This window comes from Dyadobacter sp. NIV53, from assembly GCF_019711195.1.
GTDB lineage: Bacteria > Bacteroidota > Bacteroidia > Cytophagales > Spirosomataceae > Dyadobacter.
Map to the genome: position 1 here is coordinate 1811730 of NZ_CP081299.1, position 23998 is coordinate 1835727.

Annotated in this window: 27 protein-coding genes and 1 pseudogene; 14 read left to right on the forward strand and 14 right to left on the reverse strand. The window is 43.0% G+C overall.

The features are described 5' to 3' along the window. Positions 1 to 244: 244 nt before the first annotated feature. Positions 245 to 1108 (forward strand): universal stress protein, encoded by an 864-nt coding sequence (locus KZC02_RS07340; RefSeq protein ID WP_221393493.1) that lies wholly within the window; start codon positions 245 to 247, stop codon positions 1106 to 1108. Positions 1109 to 1114: 6 nt separating this feature from the next. On the opposite strand, the gene KZC02_RS07345 is transcribed toward KZC02_RS07340, so the two are convergent. From KZC02_RS07345 to KZC02_RS07370, 6 genes are all read right to left on the reverse strand, one after another. Further along, positions 1115 to 1627: a DUF6691 family protein gene (locus KZC02_RS07345; protein WP_221393494.1), complete on the reverse strand. Its 513-nt coding sequence runs from the start codon at positions 1625 to 1627 to the stop codon at positions 1115 to 1117. Between the two features lie 8 nt (positions 1628 to 1635). Next, positions 1636 to 2199: a YeeE/YedE family protein gene (locus tag KZC02_RS07350; protein ID WP_221393495.1), complete on the reverse strand. Its 564-nt coding sequence runs from the start codon at positions 2197 to 2199 to the stop codon at positions 1636 to 1638. 18 nt (positions 2200 to 2217) lie between these two features. After that, positions 2218 to 2526 (reverse strand): rhodanese-like domain-containing protein, encoded by a 309-nt coding sequence (locus KZC02_RS07355; protein ID WP_221393496.1) that lies wholly within the window; start codon positions 2524 to 2526, stop codon positions 2218 to 2220. A gap of 9 nt (positions 2527 to 2535) precedes the next feature. Then, positions 2536 to 3957, reverse strand: a complete 1422-nt coding sequence (locus KZC02_RS07360; RefSeq protein ID WP_221393497.1) for a rhodanese-like domain-containing protein — start codon at positions 3955 to 3957, stop codon at positions 2536 to 2538. A 73-nt stretch (positions 3958 to 4030) separates the two neighbouring features. Then, entirely contained in the window at positions 4031 to 4531 is a 501-nt protein-coding gene (locus KZC02_RS07365; protein ID WP_221393498.1) for an isoprenylcysteine carboxylmethyltransferase family protein, read from the reverse strand. A gap of 29 nt (positions 4532 to 4560) precedes the next feature. Next, entirely contained in the window at positions 4561 to 5361 is an 801-nt protein-coding gene (locus tag KZC02_RS07370) for a sulfite exporter TauE/SafE family protein (protein WP_221393499.1), read from the reverse strand. A 193-nt stretch (positions 5362 to 5554) separates the two neighbouring features. Here KZC02_RS07370 and KZC02_RS07375 point away from each other — a divergent pair, with 193 nt between their 5' ends. The 6 genes from KZC02_RS07375 to KZC02_RS07400 all read left to right on the forward strand — a co-directional run bounded on the left by KZC02_RS07375 (position 5555) and on the right by KZC02_RS07400 (position 12556). Then, the gene (locus KZC02_RS07375; RefSeq protein WP_221393500.1) at positions 5555 to 6193 is read left to right on the forward strand and encodes a Crp/Fnr family transcriptional regulator; all 639 of its coding nucleotides are present in this window, start codon (positions 5555 to 5557) and stop codon (positions 6191 to 6193) included. A 141-nt stretch (positions 6194 to 6334) separates the two neighbouring features. Continuing rightward, positions 6335 to 6907: an HdeD family acid-resistance protein gene (locus KZC02_RS07380; RefSeq protein WP_221393501.1), complete on the forward strand. Its 573-nt coding sequence runs from the start codon at positions 6335 to 6337 to the stop codon at positions 6905 to 6907. Between the two features lie 14 nt (positions 6908 to 6921). After that, a complete protein-coding gene (locus KZC02_RS07385) occupies positions 6922 to 7203 on the forward strand; it encodes a hypothetical protein (RefSeq protein ID WP_221393502.1) in 282 nt (93 codons plus the stop codon). A 10-nt stretch (positions 7204 to 7213) separates the two neighbouring features. Continuing rightward, positions 7214 to 8926: an alpha-amylase family glycosyl hydrolase gene (locus KZC02_RS07390; RefSeq protein ID WP_221393503.1), complete on the forward strand. Its 1713-nt coding sequence runs from the start codon at positions 7214 to 7216 to the stop codon at positions 8924 to 8926. Positions 8927 to 9054: 128 nt separating this feature from the next. Further along, on the forward strand, positions 9055 to 11709 hold the full coding sequence (locus KZC02_RS07395) for a cation-transporting P-type ATPase (RefSeq protein ID WP_229254054.1): 2655 nt from the start codon (positions 9055 to 9057) through the stop codon (positions 11707 to 11709). A gap of 175 nt (positions 11710 to 11884) precedes the next feature. Then, positions 11885 to 12556 carry a BON domain-containing protein gene (locus KZC02_RS07400; protein ID WP_221393505.1) on the forward strand — a complete coding sequence of 224 codons (672 nt, stop codon included), beginning with the start codon at positions 11885 to 11887 and terminating at the stop codon, positions 12554 to 12556. 309 nt (positions 12557 to 12865) lie between these two features. On the opposite strand, the gene KZC02_RS07405 is transcribed toward KZC02_RS07400, so the two are convergent. The 5 genes from KZC02_RS07405 to KZC02_RS07425 all read right to left on the reverse strand — a co-directional run bounded on the left by KZC02_RS07405 (position 12866) and on the right by KZC02_RS07425 (position 16484). Then, positions 12866 to 13771, reverse strand: a complete 906-nt coding sequence (locus KZC02_RS07405; protein WP_221393506.1) for an AraC family transcriptional regulator — start codon at positions 13769 to 13771, stop codon at positions 12866 to 12868. A 23-nt stretch (positions 13772 to 13794) separates the two neighbouring features. Continuing rightward, positions 13795 to 14796, reverse strand: a complete 1002-nt coding sequence (locus KZC02_RS07410) for a trans-acting enoyl reductase family protein (RefSeq protein ID WP_221393507.1) — start codon at positions 14794 to 14796, stop codon at positions 13795 to 13797. Between the two features lies 1 nt (position 14797). After that, on the reverse strand, positions 14798 to 15124 hold the full coding sequence (locus tag KZC02_RS07415) for a hypothetical protein (protein WP_221393508.1): 327 nt from the start codon (positions 15122 to 15124) through the stop codon (positions 14798 to 14800). A gap of 52 nt (positions 15125 to 15176) precedes the next feature. Next, the gene (locus tag KZC02_RS07420) at positions 15177 to 15743 is read right to left on the reverse strand and encodes a DUF2652 domain-containing protein (protein ID WP_221393509.1); all 567 of its coding nucleotides are present in this window, start codon (positions 15741 to 15743) and stop codon (positions 15177 to 15179) included. A gap of 162 nt (positions 15744 to 15905) precedes the next feature. Beyond that, positions 15906 to 16484 (reverse strand): TetR/AcrR family transcriptional regulator, encoded by a 579-nt coding sequence (locus tag KZC02_RS07425; protein ID WP_221393510.1) that lies wholly within the window; start codon positions 16482 to 16484, stop codon positions 15906 to 15908. A 150-nt stretch (positions 16485 to 16634) separates the two neighbouring features. Here KZC02_RS07425 and KZC02_RS07430 point away from each other — a divergent pair. The 6 genes and pseudogenes from KZC02_RS07430 to KZC02_RS07455 all read left to right on the forward strand — a co-directional run. Beyond that, positions 16635 to 17119 (forward strand): annotated as a pseudogene (locus KZC02_RS07430) (SDR family oxidoreductase); the annotation flags it as partial. 42 nt (positions 17120 to 17161) lie between these two features. Beyond that, positions 17162 to 17443, forward strand: a complete 282-nt coding sequence (locus KZC02_RS07435; RefSeq protein ID WP_229254055.1) for a hypothetical protein — start codon at positions 17162 to 17164, stop codon at positions 17441 to 17443. A 111-nt stretch (positions 17444 to 17554) separates the two neighbouring features. Next, positions 17555 to 17869: an antibiotic biosynthesis monooxygenase gene (locus KZC02_RS07440; RefSeq protein ID WP_221393513.1), complete on the forward strand. Its 315-nt coding sequence runs from the start codon at positions 17555 to 17557 to the stop codon at positions 17867 to 17869. 11 nt (positions 17870 to 17880) lie between these two features. Next, on the forward strand, positions 17881 to 18798 hold the full coding sequence (locus tag KZC02_RS07445; protein WP_221393514.1) for an AraC family transcriptional regulator: 918 nt from the start codon (positions 17881 to 17883) through the stop codon (positions 18796 to 18798). Positions 18799 to 18995: 197 nt separating this feature from the next. Next, positions 18996 to 19373: a VOC family protein gene (locus tag KZC02_RS07450; RefSeq protein ID WP_221393515.1), complete on the forward strand. Its 378-nt coding sequence runs from the start codon at positions 18996 to 18998 to the stop codon at positions 19371 to 19373. A gap of 95 nt (positions 19374 to 19468) precedes the next feature. After that, on the forward strand, positions 19469 to 20356 hold the full coding sequence (locus tag KZC02_RS07455; protein WP_221393516.1) for an SDR family oxidoreductase: 888 nt from the start codon (positions 19469 to 19471) through the stop codon (positions 20354 to 20356). Positions 20357 to 20478: 122 nt separating this feature from the next. On the opposite strand, the gene KZC02_RS07460 is transcribed toward KZC02_RS07455, so the two are convergent. The 3 genes from KZC02_RS07460 to KZC02_RS07470 form a co-directional block, all read right to left on the reverse strand. Next, complete coding sequence (locus KZC02_RS07460; RefSeq protein ID WP_221393517.1) at positions 20479 to 20937, reverse strand: nuclear transport factor 2 family protein; 459 nt, start codon at positions 20935 to 20937, stop codon at positions 20479 to 20481. Positions 20938 to 21153: 216 nt separating this feature from the next. Next, a complete protein-coding gene (locus KZC02_RS07465) occupies positions 21154 to 22533 on the reverse strand; it encodes an MFS transporter (RefSeq protein ID WP_221393518.1) in 1380 nt (459 codons plus the stop codon). 192 nt (positions 22534 to 22725) lie between these two features. Further along, positions 22726 to 23469, reverse strand: a complete 744-nt coding sequence (locus KZC02_RS07470; protein WP_221393519.1) for an SDR family NAD(P)-dependent oxidoreductase — start codon at positions 23467 to 23469, stop codon at positions 22726 to 22728. A 111-nt stretch (positions 23470 to 23580) separates the two neighbouring features. On the opposite strand from KZC02_RS07470, the gene KZC02_RS07475 reads away from it, so the two are divergent. Continuing rightward, positions 23581 to 23946, forward strand: coding sequence for a helix-turn-helix domain-containing protein (locus KZC02_RS07475; protein ID WP_221393520.1), 366 nt, complete (start codon positions 23581 to 23583; stop codon positions 23944 to 23946). The last annotated feature ends 52 nt before the right edge of the window (positions 23947 to 23998 follow it).

Sequence of the window (23998 nt, forward strand, 5' to 3'; positions counted from 1 at the left end):
TATTGGTTGAATCGCCAGGGAGGGATTAATATTAACTGATTTGCATATTCAGCCTTTGAAGGAAAAGAGTATGAAGAGGAAAGCAAAGTGAGATCCAAACCCATCATCCGGATACTTGGGTGCCCAGGATACAATAACTAATCAATCTCAGGACAGGCAATGACCTTGGTCATTCTCGTTTGCAATTACATTTTCCAAATTTGTACAAGCAACAATTCTACGCTGTTTTAACAAACCTTTGATCATGAAAACGATTCTGGTACCCATAGATTTTTCCAAAAACGCCGACAAAGCGCTGGAAGCGGCTAAACAAATTGCAGGCAAATCAGGCGCAAAGTTGTTAATCATGTATTCTTACCAGCCGTATATAGCAGATTACAGCATTCCTGAATCCATAGCCAGTTTGCCGATCTACAAAGAAATGGAAGATGATTACAGAACAAAACTGCATGATCGTGTTTCTCAGGCATTACTGGAAGGATACCACGCAGACGCGGTATGGGAAACAGATGGTGTTGAAACTGCCGTTTTGAGACAGGCAAATAAGGCATCAGCCGACTTAATCGTTGTGGGCAGAACGGGCTCAGGAAAGTTCTGGGACAAGCTAATCGGCAGTTCTGCGACTGGCATTGCATTGAACGCTTCCTGCCCGGTGCTCATAATCCCTCCGAATCATAAGGCTTCCCGATTTGAAAATATTGTTTATGCCACCCAATTAGAATTCGACGAGAACGATATACTTCGTGAGGTGATCGATCTCGTAAAACAATTGGAAGGCAAACTCAAGCTGGTAAAGGTGAACTCAGACTGGGAACCGGATATCCAACCCGACAGGCAGTATATTGAACAAATAGAGAATGAGCTTGCTATTAATCAGAAAGATATAGTGATACTAAATGGCAATCAGGTGATGCATACGCTTGAAGATTACTCAGATAAAATCTCGGCGGACCTTCTAATTGTCTCTACCCGTCAACGTGGATTTTTCGACAAGTTGCTTGAACCGGGAATGACTAAAAAGTTAACTGTGGACACCCACGTGCCGCTTTTGGTCTATCACCAAAAATCTCATAAAAATCAATATAAGGCTCCGATGGTAATATTATAATGTTATTTAATGCGGTAAATTCTCTCTGTACCGTCCGTAAACCCACGTTCCTGCAATTGCACTAAGCAATGTAACCGTCACAACGGTTGCACCCATACCGATTTGCGCGAATAATGGACCCGGACAAGCACCGGTCAATCCCCAGCCCAACCCAAAAAGTAATCCGCCATAAACTTGTCCCTGGCTGAATTTCTTATTGGTAAATGAAATCTTGTCACCGGAAATGGTTCTTATGTCAAAACGCTTGATAAGCCAAATTGAAATCACCCCGACCAGAACAGCGCTTCCTATAACACCGTACACGTGAAAAGATTGCAGCCGAAACATCTCCTGTATCCGAAACCAGCTGATCACTTCTGCTTTTACAAATAGTACACCGAAAAGCAGCCCGACCAGCAAGTATTTCAGGTTGTAATACCAATTGTGCTCTTTCTGGCTTTCGTTGATACAAATTGAATCCGTAGCCCGGATGTCGTGCTCACGCTGCTGAATAAAATTAACCTGATTTGACTTTTCCATTTGTTGAATTACAATGATAATATGAAAGGTAATATCCAGTTGGCCATTGCAAATCCACCGATCATAAAGCAGACAGTCGCCACCAGTGATGGCCATTGTAATGTAGAAAGCCCCATGATTGTATGCCCGCTTGTACATCCGCCGGCATAACGTGCACCAAATCCTACCAGAAAACCTCCACCGACCATCATGATGAATCCCGGAAGTGTTAAAAGCTTATCCCAACGCATCTGATCAGCAGGTACCATCGAAGAAAAATCAGTTATACCATATCCGGCAAGTTCCTTCACCAGCGTCGGGTTCAATTGCATTGGACCGGGATTGGCAAGGAAACGCACAGCGATTATTCCTCCAAGAAATATACCAGACACAAAAAACAAATTCCATTTTTCCTTCTTCCAGTTGTAGTGAAAGAAAGGAATTTTCCCGGGTATGCAGATGGCGCAAACATGCCGGAGCGATGATGAAATTCCAAAAGATTTGTTGCCCATTATCAACAAGGCAGGCACGGTCAAACCGATCAGCGGCCCGGCCACATACCATGGCCAGGGCTGTTTTATAACTTCGAGCATATTTTTGTAAGTGACCTTTTAAAGAATTTTTTGTTTGAGAGTACCCCAGCTTCCGCCGTTGTAAGCCTCTATCCCCGACGCTTTCAGAGATACCTGTGCTATACCGCTTCTGGTACCGCTCCGGCAGCAGGTAATCACCGGTTTTCCTTTGCTTTTCAAAAATGATAGCTGGGAGTTGATCGATTCCAAAGGAATATTCAAGCTTCCCTCAATGTGGCCGGATGCAAATTCCTGCGGGCTGCGGACATCGACGATCAGTGCGCCATTACCAACCAGATCTTTCAGATCCGTTTGACTATTTCCGAATATTGCTGAAAAAATTCCCATGACATTGTTTTATAAAAGTGTGCTCGGACAAACATAATTACTCACTTGTAAATCGGCCGATTCCTTGATCGCCTTGAATCCTCCCTGCACATCGATCAGATTATCATAACCTCTTGCTTTCAGGATTGAATTAAACATCATCGACCGGTAACCACCTGCACAGTGTACAAAGTATGTTTTGTTTTTATCGATTTGTGCAAAATGGTCATTGATGTAATCAAGCGGAATATTTTCGGCCCCGATGACATGCTCTGAATCGTACTCACTGGCTTTCCTTACATCCAGCAAAACCGCAGATGGATCGCTTTGCAGGCGCTTGCTTAATTGGTCAGCTTGCACGGATTCGATACGATCAACCTGCTTACCAGCCTTAATCCAGGCATCTATTCCGCCCTTTAAATACCCGATCGTATGGTCGTAACCTACACGTGCCAGGCGTGTGACGACTTCCTCTTCCCTATCCTGATCAGTGATCAGCAGAATCCTTTGTTTGATATCCGGTATCAGTGTGCCTACCCAGGGAGCAAAACTTCCATTGATCCCGATATTAATTGAGTTGGGAATAAATGCTTTTGCAAAAATTTCTGCATCTCTTGTATCGATCATCACGGCGTCCGTTTCATTGGCCGCTGCTTCAAAAGCTGCCGGATCCAGTGCGTGATCCGCCCTTTCGAGGACAGTGTCAATGCTTTCATATCCCCGGATATTCATCATGACATTTTCAGGAAAGTATGCCGGAGGCGGCATTAACCCTGCCGTAATTTCTTTTACGAACTCTTCCTTCGTCATATTTGCCCGCAACGCATAGTTGAACTTTTTCTGGTTGCCCAATGTGTCGGTGGTTTCCTTGCTCATATTTTTTCCGCATGCACTGCCTGCTCCGTGAGCCGGATACACGATAAGGTCATCAGCCAGAGGCATAATTTTATCCCGTAAAGAATCAAAAAGATGTTCGGCCAGCTTTTGCTGTGTCAGCTCGGCTACTACCTTTTGCGCCAGATCCGGGCGTCCGACATCACCAATAAATAGTGTATCTCCCGTAAAAATACCAACCTGTTTTCCCTGCTCATCTTTTAACAGATAACAGCTGCTTTCCATCGTGTGCCCTGGTGTATGGAGTACCGTAAGCGTAATATCTCCCACTTTCAGCTCCTCGCCATCCCTGGCTACGTGCGCTTCAAATCCTGGTTTGGCTGTTGGACCGAACACAATCTGAGCACCTGTTTTTTCGGCAAGGTCAATATGGCCTGATACAAAGTCGGCATGAAAGTGCGTTTCGAGCACATACTTTATTTTGGCACCATCCTTTTCTGCCCGGCTGATATAAGGGTCTACTTCACGAAGCGGGTCGATAACCACGGCTTCTCCATTACTCTCGATATAATACGCACCTTGGGCAAGACAGCCCGTATAGATTTGTTCGATTCTCATATCCTGTATGTTTAAATTTTATGCGTTTCTTATTGAGTTAACTATGCAAAGTTCGGTATGCCCCGGCAGGCGGTCAGTGATATTTATCACGTAGGAATAAAACATCGATAACATTTTTCCATTTAGGCAGAAACCTTCCGGTTTGCAGGCGGTATTGCTTGTAATCCGGATATGCAGTGAGAAGCATCCGCTCTTCATAGATGGATTTAAAATAAAACAGCACAGCAAGCAGCACCACAATGGTGAGTCGACCTGTATGGATGCTGTATAATCCATAACCAAACAGACCAGCGATGATACCCGTGTAAAGCGGATGCCGAATAAAACGGTAGATACCATTTGTGACCAGATGACCGTCGGACCGAACCGATGGAAATGGGGTCAGGCTTTTTCTCAGCTGGAATAAACCGGCCAGAAAAATACCGGTTCCAACAATAAGCAAGGCAAGCCCGACTATTCTGGTAATCTGATTTACCGCGACGTTTACGGGAGCCGGTACGAATAAGTAGCTAATAAATAACAGCACTTGAATGCCGACATAAATCAGATCTTTCTTTTTTCTGCTGCACATCATTCGGTTCTGTTTTGTTTAAAGCGGCACATTTATTGAAGGTGCAGCAGCTCGGTTGAAATAATGTAAATTCCCATTACCAGAACAAACCACCCAAAAGCCTTTTTTAAAGATGTTGCATCAATGCGTTTTGCTATTACGCCTCCAATCAGTATTCCTGCCATGGCGATGGCTGTAATTTTTAGCAGAAAAATCCAGTCAATCACAAAATGACCGAAGTCTCCTGCAAAGCCGATCAGCGAATTGAGGGCAATGATCAGAAGTGACGTACCAACCGCCTCTTTCATGGGCATGCCCAGCACCAGTACCAATGTTGGAATCAGCAGAAACCCTCCGCCGGCCCCTAAAATTCCGGTAGTTAAGCCAATCCCGACGCCGCTGAGCAGCATTTTAATTATATTTCCTTTCAAGTCGCATTCAAGACAGCCCTGTTTCCTTTCCTTGCTTCTGATCATTCCTACGGATGCAATCACCATCAAAACGGCAAAAAGAATCATGGTCAGCAAAGGCTCAGTAATCTGTAATTGTCCTATTGTAAAAAGCTCTCTGGGAATTAATGGAATGAGAAATTTGCGGGTTAAAAAAACCGTAGTAATTGACGTACTGCCAAACAGCAGCGCGGTTTTGATCTTCACCGCTCCTTTGCGATAATTATTATAAGCTCCGACAAGGCTGGTTGACCCGACAATGAAAAGTGAATAGGATGTGGATACGAGCGGGCTTATTCCAAACAAATACACCAATACCGGGACGGTCAGTATGGAACCGCCTCCTCCGATCAGACCCAGTGAAATACCAATAAATACAGATGCTAAGTAAGCTGCAATTTCCATTTTTGTGACTATTATGACACAAAATTCGGAAGCATTGTTTGCCTGAAAAGTGAGAAAAGTCACATAGACTGAAGAATATTATAATGTACTTTACAGAAAGAGAATATCACCTGTTCGGGGACTTTCGCCAAGCGGGAACCTTTCAAAATCAGTTCTTTATTTATGATTATGCACTTGCTATATCTGCCCCATTATGACTGAAAGTATTTCCTATTATCTCGACACTGTTTTTCCTGATTTTGAACCTGAGTTAAAACAGCATTTGCAAAGGGATTGCATTGTGAAAGCTATTCCTGCGGGAGAAGTGATCATGCGGACCGGCCAGTATATAAAACATACATTGCTCATCGGAAGCGGCAGAGTGAAATTGTACCGCCAGGGTGACGACGGTGAAGAAGCCTTTATTTATGATCTGGAACCCGGCAATGCCTGTGCTCTGTCTATGATCTGCAATACAAAACAGGAAGCCAGTGAAATTATGGCCAAGACAGTGGAAGACACCGTGGCGATCATGATCCCTATCCAGTTGATGGACGAGCTCATGCAGAAATACAAGACCTGGTATTACTTCGTCATTGCCAACTACCGCGCCCGTTTTGAGGAACTGCTTGTTGTATTTGACAATGTGGTCTTCAAAGGCATGGACGAAAGACTGGAATTCTACCTTAAAAACCAGTTTGAAAGTAGTAAAATCCAAACTCTGACCATTACCCACCAGGAAATTGCTAACGACCTGAATACTTCCCGGGAGGTAATTTCAAGACTGCTGAAAAAGATGGAGCAGGACAAAAAAATCAGGCTGCTGAGAAATAATATTGAATGGCTTTCCTGAATAAAATCTAAGATCCGCCGCCTCAACCCGTTTGCGTTACCTGTGTAATAACTGATCAAAGTCAGTCTGATAAATACCGGAGATCATAAAGTTCAATGATCCATGTGGATAGATTTGCATAAAACATCTAGTCTGATTCAAATGGAAAAATCTTTTTTAAAGGGACAACAATCACTTCGATTCTGGTGGATCTTTCTATTTTCGGGAGTGGCGCTACTTTCCCTGGGAGTGTCCGTTTTCATACATCCAACAATGATGCTGGCAGCATTCAGCCTGTATTTCGCTGTGGCCTTTTTTGTAAACGGACTTTTAGAGGTGTTTTTCACGCTTACTAATCACAAAATAATTCGTGACTGGAAATGGTTTCTTTTGGGCGGTGCTTTCGATTTACTTATTTGCAGCAGCTTTGTAACCAATCCGATCCTTTCTGCCGCTTACCTTCCTTTAATAGTCGGAGTCTGGCTGTTATGTAGAAGTATGGCTGTAATAGGCCGGGCTCATTACCTAAAACAATGGGCCATTATTAACTGGAAGTGGGCGTTGTTTTTTGGCATTGCCGGACTATTTTTCTCCTGGATCAACATATACAGTCCGCTGTTTGCAATAAAAATTACTGTTACCTGGACTGGCATCGCCCTTTTAACGTCTGGCGTTTTTTATATTTATTATAGTATCACCCTCAAAACTCTTGCGCACAGAATTCTTACACATTAATCCAGATCAAAACCATGAAACCTCAACAACAACAGCTCTCATCACCTGTATTCAACATTCTCGAATCAAATCCAGGACATGAAAATAAAACCAAGGCCAGTAAAAAATTAGCAAAGGAAATTACCAAAACGCTCAGCGAGCTCAGTGAAGATATTGATGCCATTGTGAAAAAGCGGATAACTAAGGAAGACAGAAAAATGGTAAAAGAGCTCAAACATCAGCAGAAAAAACTCAGAAAGGAAAGACGCGCTGCGGCAGTCGCCGAACTCTTGAAAGGTTATAAGTATACTTTCTGAAGAGTTAAATATGTCCCCCGACCATCCGATAACATCTATTCGAGAAATTGACCTCTCGCCTAAACCGGGAAAAACCTACTGGAAAAACGGGATCAGGGAATGGCGGGAAGAATTTATTTATTTTTTGCTAGTAGACCGCTTTCATGACGACCTGGAACGTAATCCGCTTCTGGTTTCCAATCATTCAAGCGGTTTTGGAAATCCCGATCAGTTGCGAACAACCTGCGGCGGGACTTTAAAAGGAATTGAAAAACATCTGGATTATATAAAAGACCTGGGTTGTACGGCGCTCTGGCTAAGTCCCGTTTTTGAAAACAATCCGGCTTCCTACCATGGTTACGCCATACAGAATTACCTAAAAATTGACCCCAGATTTGGCACAAAAGACGACCTGGAATCATTGGTAGATGCGGCACATAAACTGGAAATCTGTGTGTTTCTCGACATTGTGCTGCATCATTCCGGCGACAACTGGGCATATCCTGCCGATCAACCTTACTACTATTACCAGGGTGCCACATTCCCTTTCGAAGCCTGGCGAAACGAAGATACGCCGGTTCCGACCGAGCTCAGAAATTCGGAATTATATTGGAAGAAAGGAAGGATTCGCAATTTTGATACCTTTCCTGAAACGCGTGAGGGAGATTTCCATGCCCTTAAAACTTTTAAAAATGATGCCTCTCCCGAGGCACTATTGGTCCAGCAAATTCTGACAAAGGTGCATTGTTACTGGATGCGCGAAACCGATATTGACGGTTTCAGGATTGACGCCGTGAAGCACATGGGAGAGGAAACGGTAAGCCAGTTCTGTTCACACGTTCGTGAATATGCATACAAACTGGGCAAACGCAATTTTTTTCTGTTCGGCGAGCTGGTTGGTCCCGAGGAAATGTATAATAAATATATTGGCCCAAAAACCTCGGTTGTGGTGGAGGACAAGGCAATTTATTTTGGACTGAACTCTGTTCTTGACTTCCCTTTATACCACATTCTGTCGGACGTCATTCATGGAAAGGCCACACCTGAAAAGCTGGTGAAGCGCTATGAATCGCTGCGCAAAAATGCGATGAACAGAGGTGAATTCGGTGAATTTTTGGTAACTTTTATTGACAACCACGACCAGGTCGGGCAGAATTTGAAACAGCGTTTTGGCAGTGAAGCGACAGAAGAGCAGATCATTGCCGGAATTGGTTTTCTTTTGTGTGCTCTGGGAACACCTTGCATTTACTACGGCACAGAACAAGGTTTCAACGGATCAGGAAACGAAGACTCAGGCATCCGGGAAGCAATGTTCAGTCTGGACGATCCGACGCGCAACGCTCTGAATAAATCCTGTCATATTTACCTTGAAATTTCAAAACTAGCTTCGGTCAGGAAAAGCAGTGCAGTCCTTAAATTTGGCCGCATGTATATGAGAAAGCTTTCCGAAGATGGCAAAAACTTTCACCTGCCGACTTTCCCCAATTGCCTTCTAGCCTTTTCAAGGGTGTTATACGACGAAGAATTTGTGATCGCATACAATAGTTCCTTAACAGAATCCGACGAAGAGTACATCCTGGTAGACAGGCTGTTGAATCCGGCCGGAAGTATATTTAGATTTATTTACGGTCAATCCGGACAGGTTAACGTTCTCCTGAACGAAAAGGGAGATCTGCATTTTATCAAATTAAAACTAGCTCCTGCCCAGTTTGTGATTCTGAGCAATAACATGTCGGATGTTTAAGGAATAAATCTACCGGTACGGCAGACCGATGATGATTAGAGAACTGATCATCGTCATGATTTATAGCGACCGGTGTCAGTTCTAATCCAGACGCTTATGTGGTAATTGAACCCATAATCTGCATGGATATGGACAGCAAGCCTTTACACCGGATGACACCCGGGGAAATTTACGATTATTTAAGCGTTGACCCTTTTAATGGGCTCAGTACCACAGAAGCGATAAAAAGATTCGTACGTTACGGCCCCAACGTATCAAGTAAGCAGGTACCTGAAAATGCGTGGACCATTATGTTACGCCAATTCAGGGGTGCGATGGTTTTGATACTTGCAGTGGCTGCCGTCGCTTCTTTTGCCATTGGTGATACCATTGAAGGTTTCAGTGTGGCAGCAATTATTTTCATTAATGCGTCGATAGGTTTTGCGCTGGAATGGAATGCACGAAAATCTATGGAGGCCCTTGACAAACTGGATCAGATTCCTGCAAGAGTAATCCGCGATGGTGTGGTCGTTGAAATCCCTTCTGAAAATGTTACCAAAGGCGATATTCTGGTTATTGAGGCCGGTGATATAGTCCCCGCTGATGCGAGTATCATCGAAGCCAACCAGCTGGAAGTAGATGAATCAGCGCTGACAGGTGAATCTATCGGAGTTACCAAAGACACGCAGCTATCATCACAAGACGCAGCTTTGGCTGATCAACATAACCGGTTATTTAAGGGAACTGCTGTAAATAATGGGAATGGAAAGGCAATCGTGACAGATATCGGGAATTCCACGGAAGTTGGTAAGATATCCACGATGGTTCGCAACGCAGAACGCACTGCTACTCCGTTGGAAGCAAAACTGGAAGGGCTTGGCCAAGTTCTCATTTGGGTTACCGCCGGGCTTGCCAGTTTGTATTTAGTTGTTGGTGTAATTCGCGGAGAAGAACTTAGGCAGCTACTTGAAACTGCCGTTGCACTTTCGATTGCCGCAATTCCGGAAGGAATGACTGTCGTAGCAACAATTGCACTCGCGAATGGCGTGCTCCGGCTGGCAAAACAAAAGGTAATTGTAAAACGCTTGTCAGCCGTCGAAACTTTGGGAAATACCAATATAATCTTTACTGATAAAACCGGCACGCTTACACAGAATAAAATAGAAGTCGATACCATTCATTTACAAAAGGCGGGCTTAACTGCCAGAATAAACGAAGACAAAACAAACACAAAGAACGCTCTGCAACGCTCAGATTGTGCAGAATTTGACCTGCTTTTGCGCGTTTGCGCTCTTGCCAATAATGCCCAGATAAAAGAAGAAACCGGAAACAAAAATACCGGAGACCCATTGGAAATCGCACTCCTGACTTTTTGCAAAAGATTTGACTTCGACCTAAAAAAGTTAAAGCATGATTATATAAAAGTGGCTGAAAACACCTTCAACTCCAATACCAGAATGATGTCCACATTGCATCAATCCGGTTCCAAATATTTCATTTCTGTAAAAGGAGCAGTTGAGGAAGTTATGGAAAAGTGTGTTTGGGAGAATGAGAAAGCCAGACAACAGGAATACGATCTCTCGGAAAAAATGGCTGGTGATGGACTGAGAACGCTGGCATTTGCCTATCGCGAAACGGATGAAAATCCTGGCTCTGACTTCACTAATGACGATAAACTTATCTATTTGGGTCTGATAGGCTTTATTGACCCTCCCATCACTGCTGTTACTTCTGCCTTAAAAGCCTGTCGCGACGCGGGAATTAAGGTAGTGATGCTGACAGGCGATCATCCGGCGACTTCTCTCAATATCGCCATGCAGATCAGACTTGTATCTGATGATAATCAAAATGTAATCACAGGAAAAGATCTGCTCAACATGGATCCAAACGGTGAAGCTGACGAACAAAAACTCCTGAATTGTAACGTTTTCGCACGTGTAAACCCGGCTCAAAAGCTGGATATGATTAAGTTTTATCAGAACCGGGGAAGTATAGTTGGGATGACCGGCGATGGCGTAAACGACGCACCTGCTCTTAAGCAGGCAGATATAGGGATTGCGATGGGACTCAGAGGTTCGGCAGTTGCATCCGAGGCGGCTGATCTCGTGTTAAAAGACGACTCGTTCGTATCCATTGTCCATGCGATAAGCCAGGGAAGAGTGATTTTTGAAAATATCAGGAAGTTTGTCATCTTTTTACTTTCCTGCAATCTGACAGAAATTTTTGTGGTTACTTTCGCAGGATTCCTGAATGCAGGAAACCCTTTGCTTCCCCTGCAAATCCTGTTCATCAACATCGTCACTGATGTGTTTCCGGCTCTGGCATTGGGGGTGGGCAAAGAGAATAACCACCTTATGAAAAAGCTCCCGCGTGATCCCAAAAAATCGATCATCGAAAAAAGCGACTGGCGTAAAATTTTATATTATGCGTTGGTCATGACAGCGTCGGTTTTGGTAGTTTATTGGCTTGCAATCAATCATTTTGGGCTTAGCCAAAAGGAAGGCAATACCATCACATTTTTTGCACTTTCACTTTCGCAACTGCTTCATGTTTTCAATCTATATTCCGGGAAAGGCCGGTTTTATTCTAATGAAATCACGGCTAACAAGTTTGTCTGGCTGGCTACGGCATTGTGCATCCTGCTTTTATTGGGAACGTATTACATCCCTTTTTTAAGAATGATACTCAATTTGCAGCTTCTAAATGCCCGCGCATTCGGACTGATTCTGCTTGCAGGAACTATACCCATCTTAGTGATCCAGACTGTCAGATTTGCTTCATATAGGTTCACAAGAACGCATTAGCCGGCCGTTTTGAAGCTTGTCCCAATTTGCGAATCCAGGCCTTTACTGACTACACATTTTCTCTTTAAATAACTCAATTACAATCATTTTCAAGGATGAGAAGCATCATACTTACGGTTCTTAATGTGATCTATTTTTGATAAACAAAATAGATTCCACTTAAAAACTTTTAGAGATGAAAACGGATCTGGAAATTCAAAAAGACGTAATGGAACAGTTGAGATGGCAACCTATACTGGAAGCAACCGAAATTGGCGTTTCTGTAAAAAACGGAATAGCGACTTTGTCTGGTCAGCTAAATTCTTATCCCAAGAAACTGGCAGCGGAGAAGGCCGTAAAAAAGGTTAGCGGCGTAAAAGCTGTGATTGAAGACATCCGCGTTGTACTCCATCCTGGTCATGAGAAAACTGATCTGGAGATTGCAGAAGCGGTGGTAAATGTTCTAAAATGGAACTCAGCCGTTGCGGAAGAAAACATCAAAATCAATGTTGAAAATGGTTTTGTAACGCTCAGCGGGCAGGTGGAATGGGCACATGAACGCGCAATGGCCGAAATTGCTGTTGAAACCATAAAAGGTGTCAGGCTTGTGGTAAATCAAATCACGATCAAACCAAAACCTGTCTTGGAAAATATCAAACGAAAAATTGATTCGGCATTTCAGCGTCATGCATCCATTGACTCGGGAAAAATAAAGATAAACGTTGTCGGTAATACCGTTATTCTTAGTGGAACTGTCAGGGCTTACAGTGAAAAAGAGGACGCCGAAGATGCAGCCTGGGATGCACCGGGAGTCAACCGGGTCGAGAACCAAATTGAAGTAGCAGAAGACGAATTCGCATTTGACTAACACGTTCCAGGCATTGGCTATGGCAAAAAGAGGAACTGGCTATACCGGTTCCTTTTTGCATTCAGACAAAAACGAGAACAGAATCGCAGATCTTTTACCCCATATACAACACAGCCGCACCTTGTATTTTGCTTTGTGAAGATTATCGAGCGCCTGATTAGCGTCTTTTAGGGGGAATAATTGTATTTCTGTCTTCACAGGAACTTGTGGAGTAATTCTGATTAATTTTACCGTTTTGGGATACCATTATTGTGATGTTTTCTTATCAGTGTAATATTAGGTCGGTTTTCAGACGTAAAATTGTCAATATCAAACCGCTAACACTTTCCTCAATTTACTAGGCGTGGTGCCGGCATTTTTCTTAAAAAATTTGATAAAATGGGACAGGTCTTCAAAACCAAGACACCATGCTACTTCTCCAATATTCCATTCCGTATTCTGCAACAAACTTTTTGCTTCCAGAAAAATACGGTCTGCAATTACCTGAGAAGTTGTTTTTTCTGTAACTTCTTTTAGGGAACGATTAAGATGATTGACGTGAACGAATAGCGCGTCAGCGAACTCTGCCGGGTGCCTCAGGTGCATTTTATGTGACGGGCTCTGGATTGGGAATTGGCCTTCAAGCAGCTCCTGAAAATAGCTGCTAAGTCGCATGGAACTGTTGGATTCTATGAATTTCAAATCGGCATTAGGCCGTAGTCTGAGCGTATCCAGTATCAATTGGATTACCAGGACCCTAACCGCATCATACTTGTAATCAAAATCAGTTTCCATCTCGTGTTCCATTTTCTCAAACAGCTTTAAAAAGGAATCCATTTCTACATCTGTTATATCAATTAATGGCGAAGCACCCGGTTTGAACAGCGGATAATCGTTGATATTCATAAACCGATCAAAAAAACTTTCAGTGAAAACACAGAGGTAGCCCGGATGCTGCTGCTCCAACGGCTCAAAACGGTAAATCATATTGGGCCGGGAAAACAAAATAGCCTGCTTCTTTATCTCCACCATTTTGTCCGCATAATAAATCCGGTTAGCACCGTGATGAATACTGATTTTAAAAAGACCTTTCCTGTTATAGGGCGAACAGCTAAATTGTTGATCTTCAGAAGGAATGCGTATTACCTTAAAATCTTCACTTGTGTTTGACTTTTCACAAACCCTCCTCCGGTAATTACGCGCAGGTTCTGGGCGTCCTAAAAACTCTGTAACCATGGCGACTCAGTAATTATTACCATTTACAAATCAATAACTATAACCTCCAACGTTTCCAGTAACGCCTCCCCATATACCGAAGCCGGTGATTGAAAGCCAGCCTTGCAAAACCCGTTTAATATACGGGAAGCAACCTCGACCGCTGCCGTAACAGTCGGCATATAGCCAGCCCGCATAATTGCCATCGATCTCACAACAGATCCATCTGCCCCGGTCACCTCCGCCAAAATTCTGCTAGGCTCTTCCACCTTATCTGGATTTATTTCTCCACCCTGAACTGTTGAATGGTCTGACTCCTCGCTAGCAGGAAGGGCCATCTGAAAAAATTCTTCTATGTTGGGGATGCCTGTTGATTTGTAGCAAAGTACAACAGCGCCCAGTGGCGTTGGAAAACATTGCTGCGGCCCAGCACCGAAATCAAATTCAGAAGACTCTGCTTCGGTTAATTTTTCGATCAACCCGTTTCGTCTTATAAGAATACCGGCGTTAATAATATTGGCACTGCTGGCAATAGAACCTGGTGTAAATCCTCCACTGTACTGAAAAGCCGCTCTTAAAGCGACAGGATTTTTTACCCGTCTGGCAGTATGGACCACAAGCGGGTCATAGGTTGAAAATAGCCCGGCACCAGACAAGATCATAATGCCAGCAGCTTCCGCTGACAGGTTTTTGGACTCAGCCAACCGGTAAATTTCGACTTCGGCTGTAATGTCAACATAATGTACCTGGTGGCTGATACAGGCCTGCATGGCAAGTTCGGCGGTTTGACTGAATGGGCCCGCACTATTGAGAAGACACGTTTTTCCGCGAAGACTTTTTTCCCAGCTGGCCCGGTCATTCACATCAAAAACATGATAGGGAACACGTAGCTGCTGTGCTAACTCCGAAAGCTTGTGCTGATTTCTGCCAGCAATCTCAAAATCCAGTCCGCGTCTGGCAGCCTCATGGCAAATCAAGGTTCCGGTATATCCTGTTGCGCCATAAATAAGGAGCTTGCCTTCAGCTGTTTTTTTTATCGTCGTCATATTATTTTTTTAAAAGGTTTTCAGTCCTGGATAGAAAGCCCGCCAGCGCCGTTTGAATATCTATATCCATACGGTCGGCCAAAACAATCAGCCACCAGATACACTCGCCTAACTTATGATCCAGTTCCGAGGCCGCATTATCTCCCTTTGGCCAGCGTCCCTGCTGAGACATCGTCAGGCGGCCTACCAATCCTGCATCCGTAAGAAACGCAAGGGCGTCTTCTTCAACAGACCATTCACTGCCATGGTATTTCAATTCTAATTCACGGTACAGTTCTCGTAACTTCAAAGACCGGTTTACTGCATCATTTAAGGTTAATTCTTTCATATTGATATACTGGTTTGATTATTTAATACATGCTATAAACGTGTGTGAACATCTAATTTTTAAGAAAGGAGAAATAAGTATAACACAGGTTTCCCACATCATACCGCTCACAGTGCTGATGACCAGTCGGCAATTGTGTGTGCGGTCCGATGATTTTTAGTTCCTTCATATATTCGCTGGTTATCAGTACGTAGGTACTCGACGGAACGCTGTTTTTGAGCAACCTATGCGCATCCACCAGCGGTCTTCCGAATAGTTTAAAAAAACGGCCGATCTCGTAGATGCTCATACGCCCGTAATGAACAATAACCTTAATGCTCAGATCGGTTACCTCAGGAAATAAAATTCTCAGCTGGTTTACCTGTGCGTTGAAAGAAGCCAGCATTTTTTCAAACTGAGCCAATATTTTTTTCACCGCAATTGGTTTGCCAAACTGATAAAACAAAATGGCATCGCCCTCTATTTCAGAAATTTGCAAGAACAAGCAGTTTGCCTTGAGGATGGAAGTAAATAACTTTTTGATAATCCTTGTGCCATCAGCATTGTTTGTCTCCTTAATGAACCTGGTGTAACCACTTATGTCCACAATAAAAACGGTGCCTTTTGTGCCTTCTTTCATAACATATCTTTGTTTTCTTGCTGGCAAAGTTCACACAAACCAGAGACGTGTTTGTTGCCAAAGCTGCAAGAGTTGTATCCAACTCGGGGAGTTTTCCAATGTTCAAAAATGCGGTGCTTCTATCCTATTTTAAAACAATCGTTTCAGATTAGGATAAAAGAATTATCTCGAAATCTGGGTGATCAGATATTTTGCCATTTTTTTTATCCTTGCAGCATCCTGATGCAAGATATACGACTCGTGCCATCCTGTAAAGGAATTGACGATATAATCTGCCATCATTTCAGCATCAGTAGCCGGGTCAATCTCTTTTTCTTCAAGTGCTCGCCTGACCAGTGATAGAAAAAAATCATAAGTAAGATCGCTTTCATTTTTCAAAATTGCTTGTACATCCTTATCCGTCACAGCGAGTTCAAAAGTTGTTTTGATGGCCAGACAGCTGTTACTGGCGTATAAAATCGAATTTACAGACTCGTTAATAATACTAACAAGCGCTTTTAAAGGAGATTTAAAATTTGCTGCATGTTTTTTCACCGCCTGAATCCGCCCTTGGGTGTAATCATGGATACACCTGATAAAAAGCTGACGCTTATCTCCAATTGTATTGTACAAACTGCTTGGATTGATCTGCATCGCATCGGTCAGATCGCGCATGGAAGCTCCATTATATCCTTTCTTCCAAAAGACCTCCATTGCCTTTCGGACTGCTTCCTCCTGATTGAATTCTACGTTTCTCGCCATAACTGGCTACAAATATACGAATATTTAAAACAGTTGTTCCAGAATGGCAAAATTTTTTTGCTTCGCTATTTTGGATACACAATTTACCAAAACGGAAACACTGGACAGACAACACAGCCGGATCTTTGTATCGAACAATAAATCAAAATCATGCAAACAATATTCATCACCGGCGCTTCGTCCGGATTAGGAAAGACAACCGCCAGATTATTTCAAGCAAACGGCTGGAAGGTAATTGCTACTATGCGTAATCCTGAAAAAGAAACAGAACTTGGTCTGCTAGAAAATGTCACCTTGTTGCCCATGGATGTTACCAACCCCGACCAGGTGACGCAAACAGTTCAGAAAGCAGTTACACTTGGCGTTGACGTGGTGTTAAACAATGCCGGATACGGACTTGTCGGCGGGTTTGAAGCCTACACAGATCAGCAGATCAGAAAACAGCTTGAGACCAATTTACTTGGTGTTTTGCGGGTTTCTCAGCCGTTTATAACTTATTTCAGAGAACAAAAAAAGGGGGGATATTCCTTACCATCACTTCTGCTGCCGGCATTGCAGCAAATCCGTTGGCTTCTGTTTACAGCGCCACAAAATTTGCATTGGAAGGTTGGAGCGAGGCGATGAATTATGAAACCAATCAATTTGGTATACGTTTTAAAACCATCGCACCCGGAGCCATGAATACCGACTATGTTGGAAGGTCCCTGACCTATGTTGCCAATGAGGCGTATACTCCACTTTGGAATAAAATGATGTCAGGTTTCGAAGACGGAAGTACAAATGTTGTTTTTTCGGAGCCCGAACAGATTGCAGCTATCATCTACGAAGCAGCGACGGACAACAAAACACAGCTTCGTTACCTGGCTGGCCCGGACGCCGTCCACGCATCACAAACGCGTCAGAAACTTGGCATACAGGCGCACAGCGAACAGATCAATGAACTTTACAAATTCAACTGATTTTGTAAAAAATATTTAAGTGGGATTTGGGTGGCATTCACTTAAACAAACTTTTATCAGGAAAGTAACTGTTTAATCAATTACCCTCATATTATTAAAACGAACACGACAATGTCAGATATAACTAAACCAGGTGGTCTGGAAATGACGACCTTTAAATTGGAAAAAGGAAAGACATATAAGAATTTTATAGCGGCCAATGCAGATGTAGATTCCTGGTTAAAAAAACAACCGGGTTTCCAGTCCAGACAAATCGCACAGCAGCCTGACGGCACCATCATCGATGTACTCATCTGGGATTCGCAGGAGGATGGGACCGATGCGATGCACCGCCTGATGGATGAACTTTCCGATTCACCTGTTCATGATCTCATCGATCAGCGAACCGTATCCTGGAATATATATCCGGTTTATCACAAGATCTAATTCGCTAGCCAATGAAGAAGGAAAATACTCCGCAAGTCATCCAAAGTGTATCCGAACTACTCCGGATGTTGGAACTTCCAAGACCTATGCACCCACTTGTAGCACTGGTTGACTATAAAGATATCCGGGCAGACACCACGCATCTTGGAAAAGGATACGTGCTGAATTTTTACAAGATATCCTTTAAAAAACATTTTGCAGGCCAAATACGGTACGGACAGGGGTATTATGATTTTGAAGAAGGGGGTCTTTCCTTTACAGCACCGAATCAGTTAATTACAGCGGCAGAAGAAGAAAAAGATTACAGCGGCTACACCTTGTTGTTCCATCCTGATTTTATCCGCAGTTATCCAATCGGAAAGAACATTGTCAATTATGGCTTCTTTTCTTATTCAGTGGCAGAAGCCCTGTACTTATCCGATAAGGAAAAGAAGGTTATATTTTCGGTATTCGATGCGATCGCGATTGAACTCGAGAACAATATTGACCATTTTAGCCAGGATGTGCTCATCACACAAATAGAGCTTCTGCTCAATTACAGTAACCGTTTTTACAACCGGCAATTCATCACCCGGAAAACAGTTCATAACGATCTGATCGGGGAAATGGAGTCGTACCTGACCGAATTCTTTGAAACGGAAAAATCACTGTTTGAAGGACCGCCGACGGTGCAGCAGCTCGCAGATCACCTCAAAGTTTCACCCCGTTACCTGAGCGACATGCTTCGGTCTCTTACCGGACAAACGACCCAACAGCATATTCATAACAAACTGATTAACCAAGCCAAGGATATTCTCAGCACAACCAATCTGACCATTGCTGAAATTGCTTATCAACTTGGTTTCGAGTACCCGCAATCCTTCAATAAACTTTTTAAAAGTAAAACCAAAATATCCCCTCTTGAATACCGCCAGGCATTTAACAACTAAAAAATAATCTGCGGCAGGAAAACCTGAAGGCTGGTTTATCCCGAAAGCCGGGCAAACATACCTGTAATACTTTCAATCACCTTTCGGCAGCCAATGCATACCGATTTTTGAGTAAAGATGAAACGAAAATCATCTGGTTAAAGTGTTGTGCCCATCGCCAAGAGTATTTATACCTAACAAATTAACGATTAGAAATTATGGATAGCAGTTTAAAACCAGGAATAAATCACATTGAATTCTGGGTATCGGATCTCGGCCAAACCATGAGATTCTACAATAGTTTCCTCCCTTTGATCGGCTGGAAACAGATTAGCGATGTCTCCTTTTCAAATGGAAGTATGGTCATCTATTTCAAAGAGATGAGAGATCTCGTAAAAAACAGGTCTCTTGGAGTCAGACACCTCTGTTTTCAAGCTGTCGAAAAACAGCAGGTTGATCAGGTATATCAGGCACTAACAGGTCAAAACACATCGTTCATTCGCGGCCCATTGGCAATGCCATATTCGAAAGATTACTACACAATTGACTTCTATGACCCGGATGGCCAGGTAACAGAGGTCGCGCACACGCCATAACAAATTGTGCGGAGACAGTTCCTTGGGGTTACGAATGAAACGCAACAAAATAATTAATTACCTCAATATTTTAATCACCAGATCATAAAATTAACATGGAGAAGAAAATTCTGATTACCGGGGCTACTGGAAATTTGGGCGGACTTGTACTTGAATCATTATTAAATAAAACGGCAGCTAAAAACATAGCGGTGATGCTAAGGAGTGAACTTCATGCCGAAATATTTGAAAGCAAGGGGATTGAAATTCGCATTGGAAATTACGATGATAGTGAATCAATGATCAACGCTTTTGAAGGCATCGGCATACTATATTTTGTTTCCGGCCCGGATCTTGAAGGCCGTTTGGTTCAACATGAAAATGTAGTAGCGGCTGCAATACAGGCAAAGGTTGGTCATGTGGTGTATACCAGTTTTTCCAGAAAAGATGGTCACGAAAATCACCCTCTATTAACACTCGCTCAGGGCCACATTATTGCAGAAGACGCCATCAGGGCATCGGCAATACCGTACACAATTTTACTGAATAACTATTACATGGAAGTTATCCCGCTCTTTGTCGGGGAAAATATACTTACAGCCAAAACCATATTCTTTCCGGCATCACAGGGAAAAAGTGGATTCATTGCCCGCAGAGACATTGCAGAACTATCTGCCGAAATCCTGACAACTCCGGGCCACGAAAACAAAGTCTATGAAGCAAGTGGCGAGGTAGCCTACACCTTTGAAGAAGTGGCACAACTAATTACAGAGGTAAGCGGAACAAAGATCGACTATGTTTCGCCAACAGAAATAGATTTCGAGAATACATTAAAAAATTATGGAGTACCACAAACTGGAATCGAAATTAGCACTTTGTCTGCCAGAGCCATTGTGGAAGGAGAATTCGAAAAAACATCTGACACTTTCAGGCGTATCACAGGCAAAGAGCCTGTAAGTTTACCGGACTTTTTGAAAGAATTATATGGGGCAAAGATTAAATAAGCTGTTCATTGTCAGTTGGTATAAGTTCAATAATGTTTTACAACAAAAATGCGACGGTGTTAGACCGTCGCATTTTTGTTAAACTGTCCAGCGATATAGATATCTAACCGATAATGAACGTTTTAGATTCCTGTAAGAACGCCAGGATCGCCCGTACGCCAGATATTATCAATTGTGACGATCTGAATAACCCATACTTCGCCCTGCCTCACAAGTTCAACGTCGTACCGATTTTTCATTAAATAGTGCCGCGTATGGTCGCTGGAAGGCACGTGTTGCGCTTCGACGAGTGCGTCCAAAACGGCCTTATCTCCGTCGATTGTTACCCTCGGATTGCTTACCGAATACGTGGTATCGATTTGACTGAGTGACCCCATCAGCGCGGCGACAATGTTTTCCCTGCCTTCCAGCACCGGATATTCAAAGCCAGCTTTTTTTCCTGCCGGCCTGAAATCGGATGTAGCATCCGTTGCAAAAGCAGATGCAAGAAGGTCGTTATCCCGCAGGTCCAGTCCCGCAGCAAAGCGGTACAGCGTCTCAATTACGGCAAATTTATCTGAGGTTTCCTGAAAAGTGATCATGTCAATTTGTTTTGAATTAATTTAAAAGTTAACTCCACAAATTTCCGGGTTATCAAACAGGTAAAACAGGCATAATCAAACCGATAACTTGCAAAATCAAACAACCAGGTCATGCAGAAAGTCATTTGCCTTTCTTTTGGACAGATAATCTTTTTTATACGAATCGTGTCAGAAAAGGCCGTTGCTTCCGCAAGAGCGCTGATATCAGGATAAATTTTATTTGCTTATTTCAAGTTGTTTTTCCGGAATGGTGAAAATAGTAATGATAGCACCCGTAATCGAAATACCTGCAGCGATTAAGAATGCGGCATTAAACCCGGACGAAAAATCCTCAGGAAGCAGATTTGCCGTATAAATAGAAATGATAGCAGCTATCCCAATAGCACCACCAATCTGTTGACTGATCTGTAAGACCCCGGATAATATTCCAGCCTCCTGATCATCAACGCCATCCAGAATGACAATGCTTCCTGGTACAAACACCAATGCAATACCTAAGCTGTGAACAAATAAAGGCAGAAGCACATCTCCCATGTAAGTGCTCGTGCTGGTTAATTGTGAAAAACCGACGAAACTTACCGCCACCAGCATACTTCCGGTTATTAAAAGAAAGCGGACTCCAAATTTAGCAACAAGGCGTGGGACGAACTGAGACACGATTGAAACGACCGTTGTCAGAGGCAGATAAGCGCATCCTGCCAACAATGGATTGTAACCCAAGACTTCTTGAAAATATTGAAGGATTAAAAACAATGCTGCAAAATGCATCCCAACAATCACCGCCATTACAGCCAAGCCCCCACGTCGTTGTTTTGAGTTTAGGATACTCAGATCTAAAAGCGGTTCTGCAACTTTCGATTCTATCCAGACAAAAAGTAAAAGCAGGATCACCGCGCTGACGAAACTAGCAATAGTGATATCCGACGTCCAGCTATTTTCACCTGCGCTAATGAAGCCGAACACGAGCACAGTAAAGCCCAAAGCTCCCGTTAAAGCGCCAAAAAAATCTAGTTTTCCCTTTACCTTTATAGTTTCCGGGACAAGAAAAGCAATCACTGCAAATGCAAATGCTCCGATGGGTACATTAATAAGCAGCGACCAACGCCAGGACATGTATTCTGTTAAGGCTCCACCCAAAATCAGTCCCAACGATGCCCCGGTGGAAGATACGGCAATAAAAAGAGACAGTCCGCGATTTTTTTCGGCTTCATTTTCAGCCAAAATGGTAATCAAAGCCAGAACACTCGGAGCAGCCAATGCTGAGCCTATACCTTGAAAGACACGAGCTAAGATCAATATGGGAGGTGACAATGCCAGGCCTCCTGCAAGGGAAGCAAGCACAAAAATTGCTACCCCGATCCGAAAGGCTTTTACCTGTCCGATCATATCACCTAGCCGGCCTCCTAAAAGCAGCAATCCTCCAAACGCCAGACCGAAAGCATTCGGTATCCATGATAAATCGGTTGAAGTAAAACCCAGGTCAGCCTGAATGTCTTTTAATGAAATGACAACGATCAGAAAGTCCATCGCCAGCATGAGCTGAACGGTAAGTATAACGGCTAAGGCAGTTTTTTTATGAATTATAGTAGTTGGCATGTATTTATTTGAAACATTGATTTGATGGCTTCTGAGTCATCAAAGAAAAATTAGTTTTAGCGCTTCTATTAAAAATGAAAGCAGAATCACTTCATTCATAACCAGCTTAATTTGTTATAATAAAAAATGGTTTTGCTGGCATTATCATGCTGGCAAAACCATTTTTCTTCTTGCAGATTTTACCTGAAATTCTTAAAGTAATGTCGATCCTCCATCAATAATATGATCAGAACCGGTAATGAATGACGCCTCATCACTCGATAGGAAAGCAACGAGCTGACCTATTTCGCTCGGTTTTCCGATACGGCCCAAAGGCGTTAAGCCTATCAGGTAGTCGGTCATGCCATTTAAGGTTTCATCATCCATACCCATTTTGCTGAATAATTCAGTGTCAATTGCACCCGGACTAATTGAATTCACCCTGATTTTTCTTGATGCAAGTTCCAATGCGGCTGTTTTTACGATAGAATTAACTGCTGCTTTGCTTGCGCTGTAAACACTTAATCCCGCACCCACTGTGGAAGCCAGGACTGAGGAAAGAACCACAACAGATGCACCGTCATTAAGATAAGGAATGAATTTACTCAAAGTAAAGTAAACTCCCTTGTAATTGACGTCGTTGATCTTGTCGAAGTTTTCCGGTGTTTCAAGTTCAATGGAGGATGTTCCCGATATGCCCGCATTGATATAGAGAATGTCAACCTTTCCGAATTTTTCCGTCACCTCCTTTACCAGACTATCAATGTCTTCAAGCTTTGCCTGATCTGATAAAATCGCCGTAACTCCCAGTTCCTGGGCGGCCTGGTCAAGAGCCTCTTTTCTTCTACCTGTAATGATAACGGTGGCACCCAAATCTTTAAGAACTTTTGCTGTTCCGAAACCCATGCCACTGTTTCCGCCTGTAATGACTGCTATCTTATTTTCAAATTTTTTCATCACCATATTTTATTCTAAAAAATCATTTACTCAAAGGTAAAATCTCTTAACTTTACTTTTGATACGGGTTTCCAAAAGTAAAGTGGGTTCCCTTGGTAAACCTTTGTAATTATGGAGAAAATTAAATCAATGGTTGAAGAGCAGGTTGATTGTTCGAAGATACTTTTTGCAATACAGGACGCGCTTGATCTGATAAGCGGTAAATGGAAGATCAAGGTGATCAGCGTTCTGCTTTATGGTAAAAAGAATTTTACAGATTTACAGAAACAGATTGACGGTCTTGGGTCCAAAATGCTTTCAAAAGAGCTGCAAGACCTAGAAATTAACGGGCTTATCACACGGACCGTTAACATCACCAAGCCCATTACTGTAAGTTACGAATTGACAGCCTACGGCCACACATTGGAGCCGATCATCAAAGTGCTTGCAGATTGGGGAACAGAGCACCGGCATAAGATTAAGGTGGGTGATCTCTGAAAATTGATGATTGTTTTGATTAACGGCCAGCTATTAATATATAATTGAAACG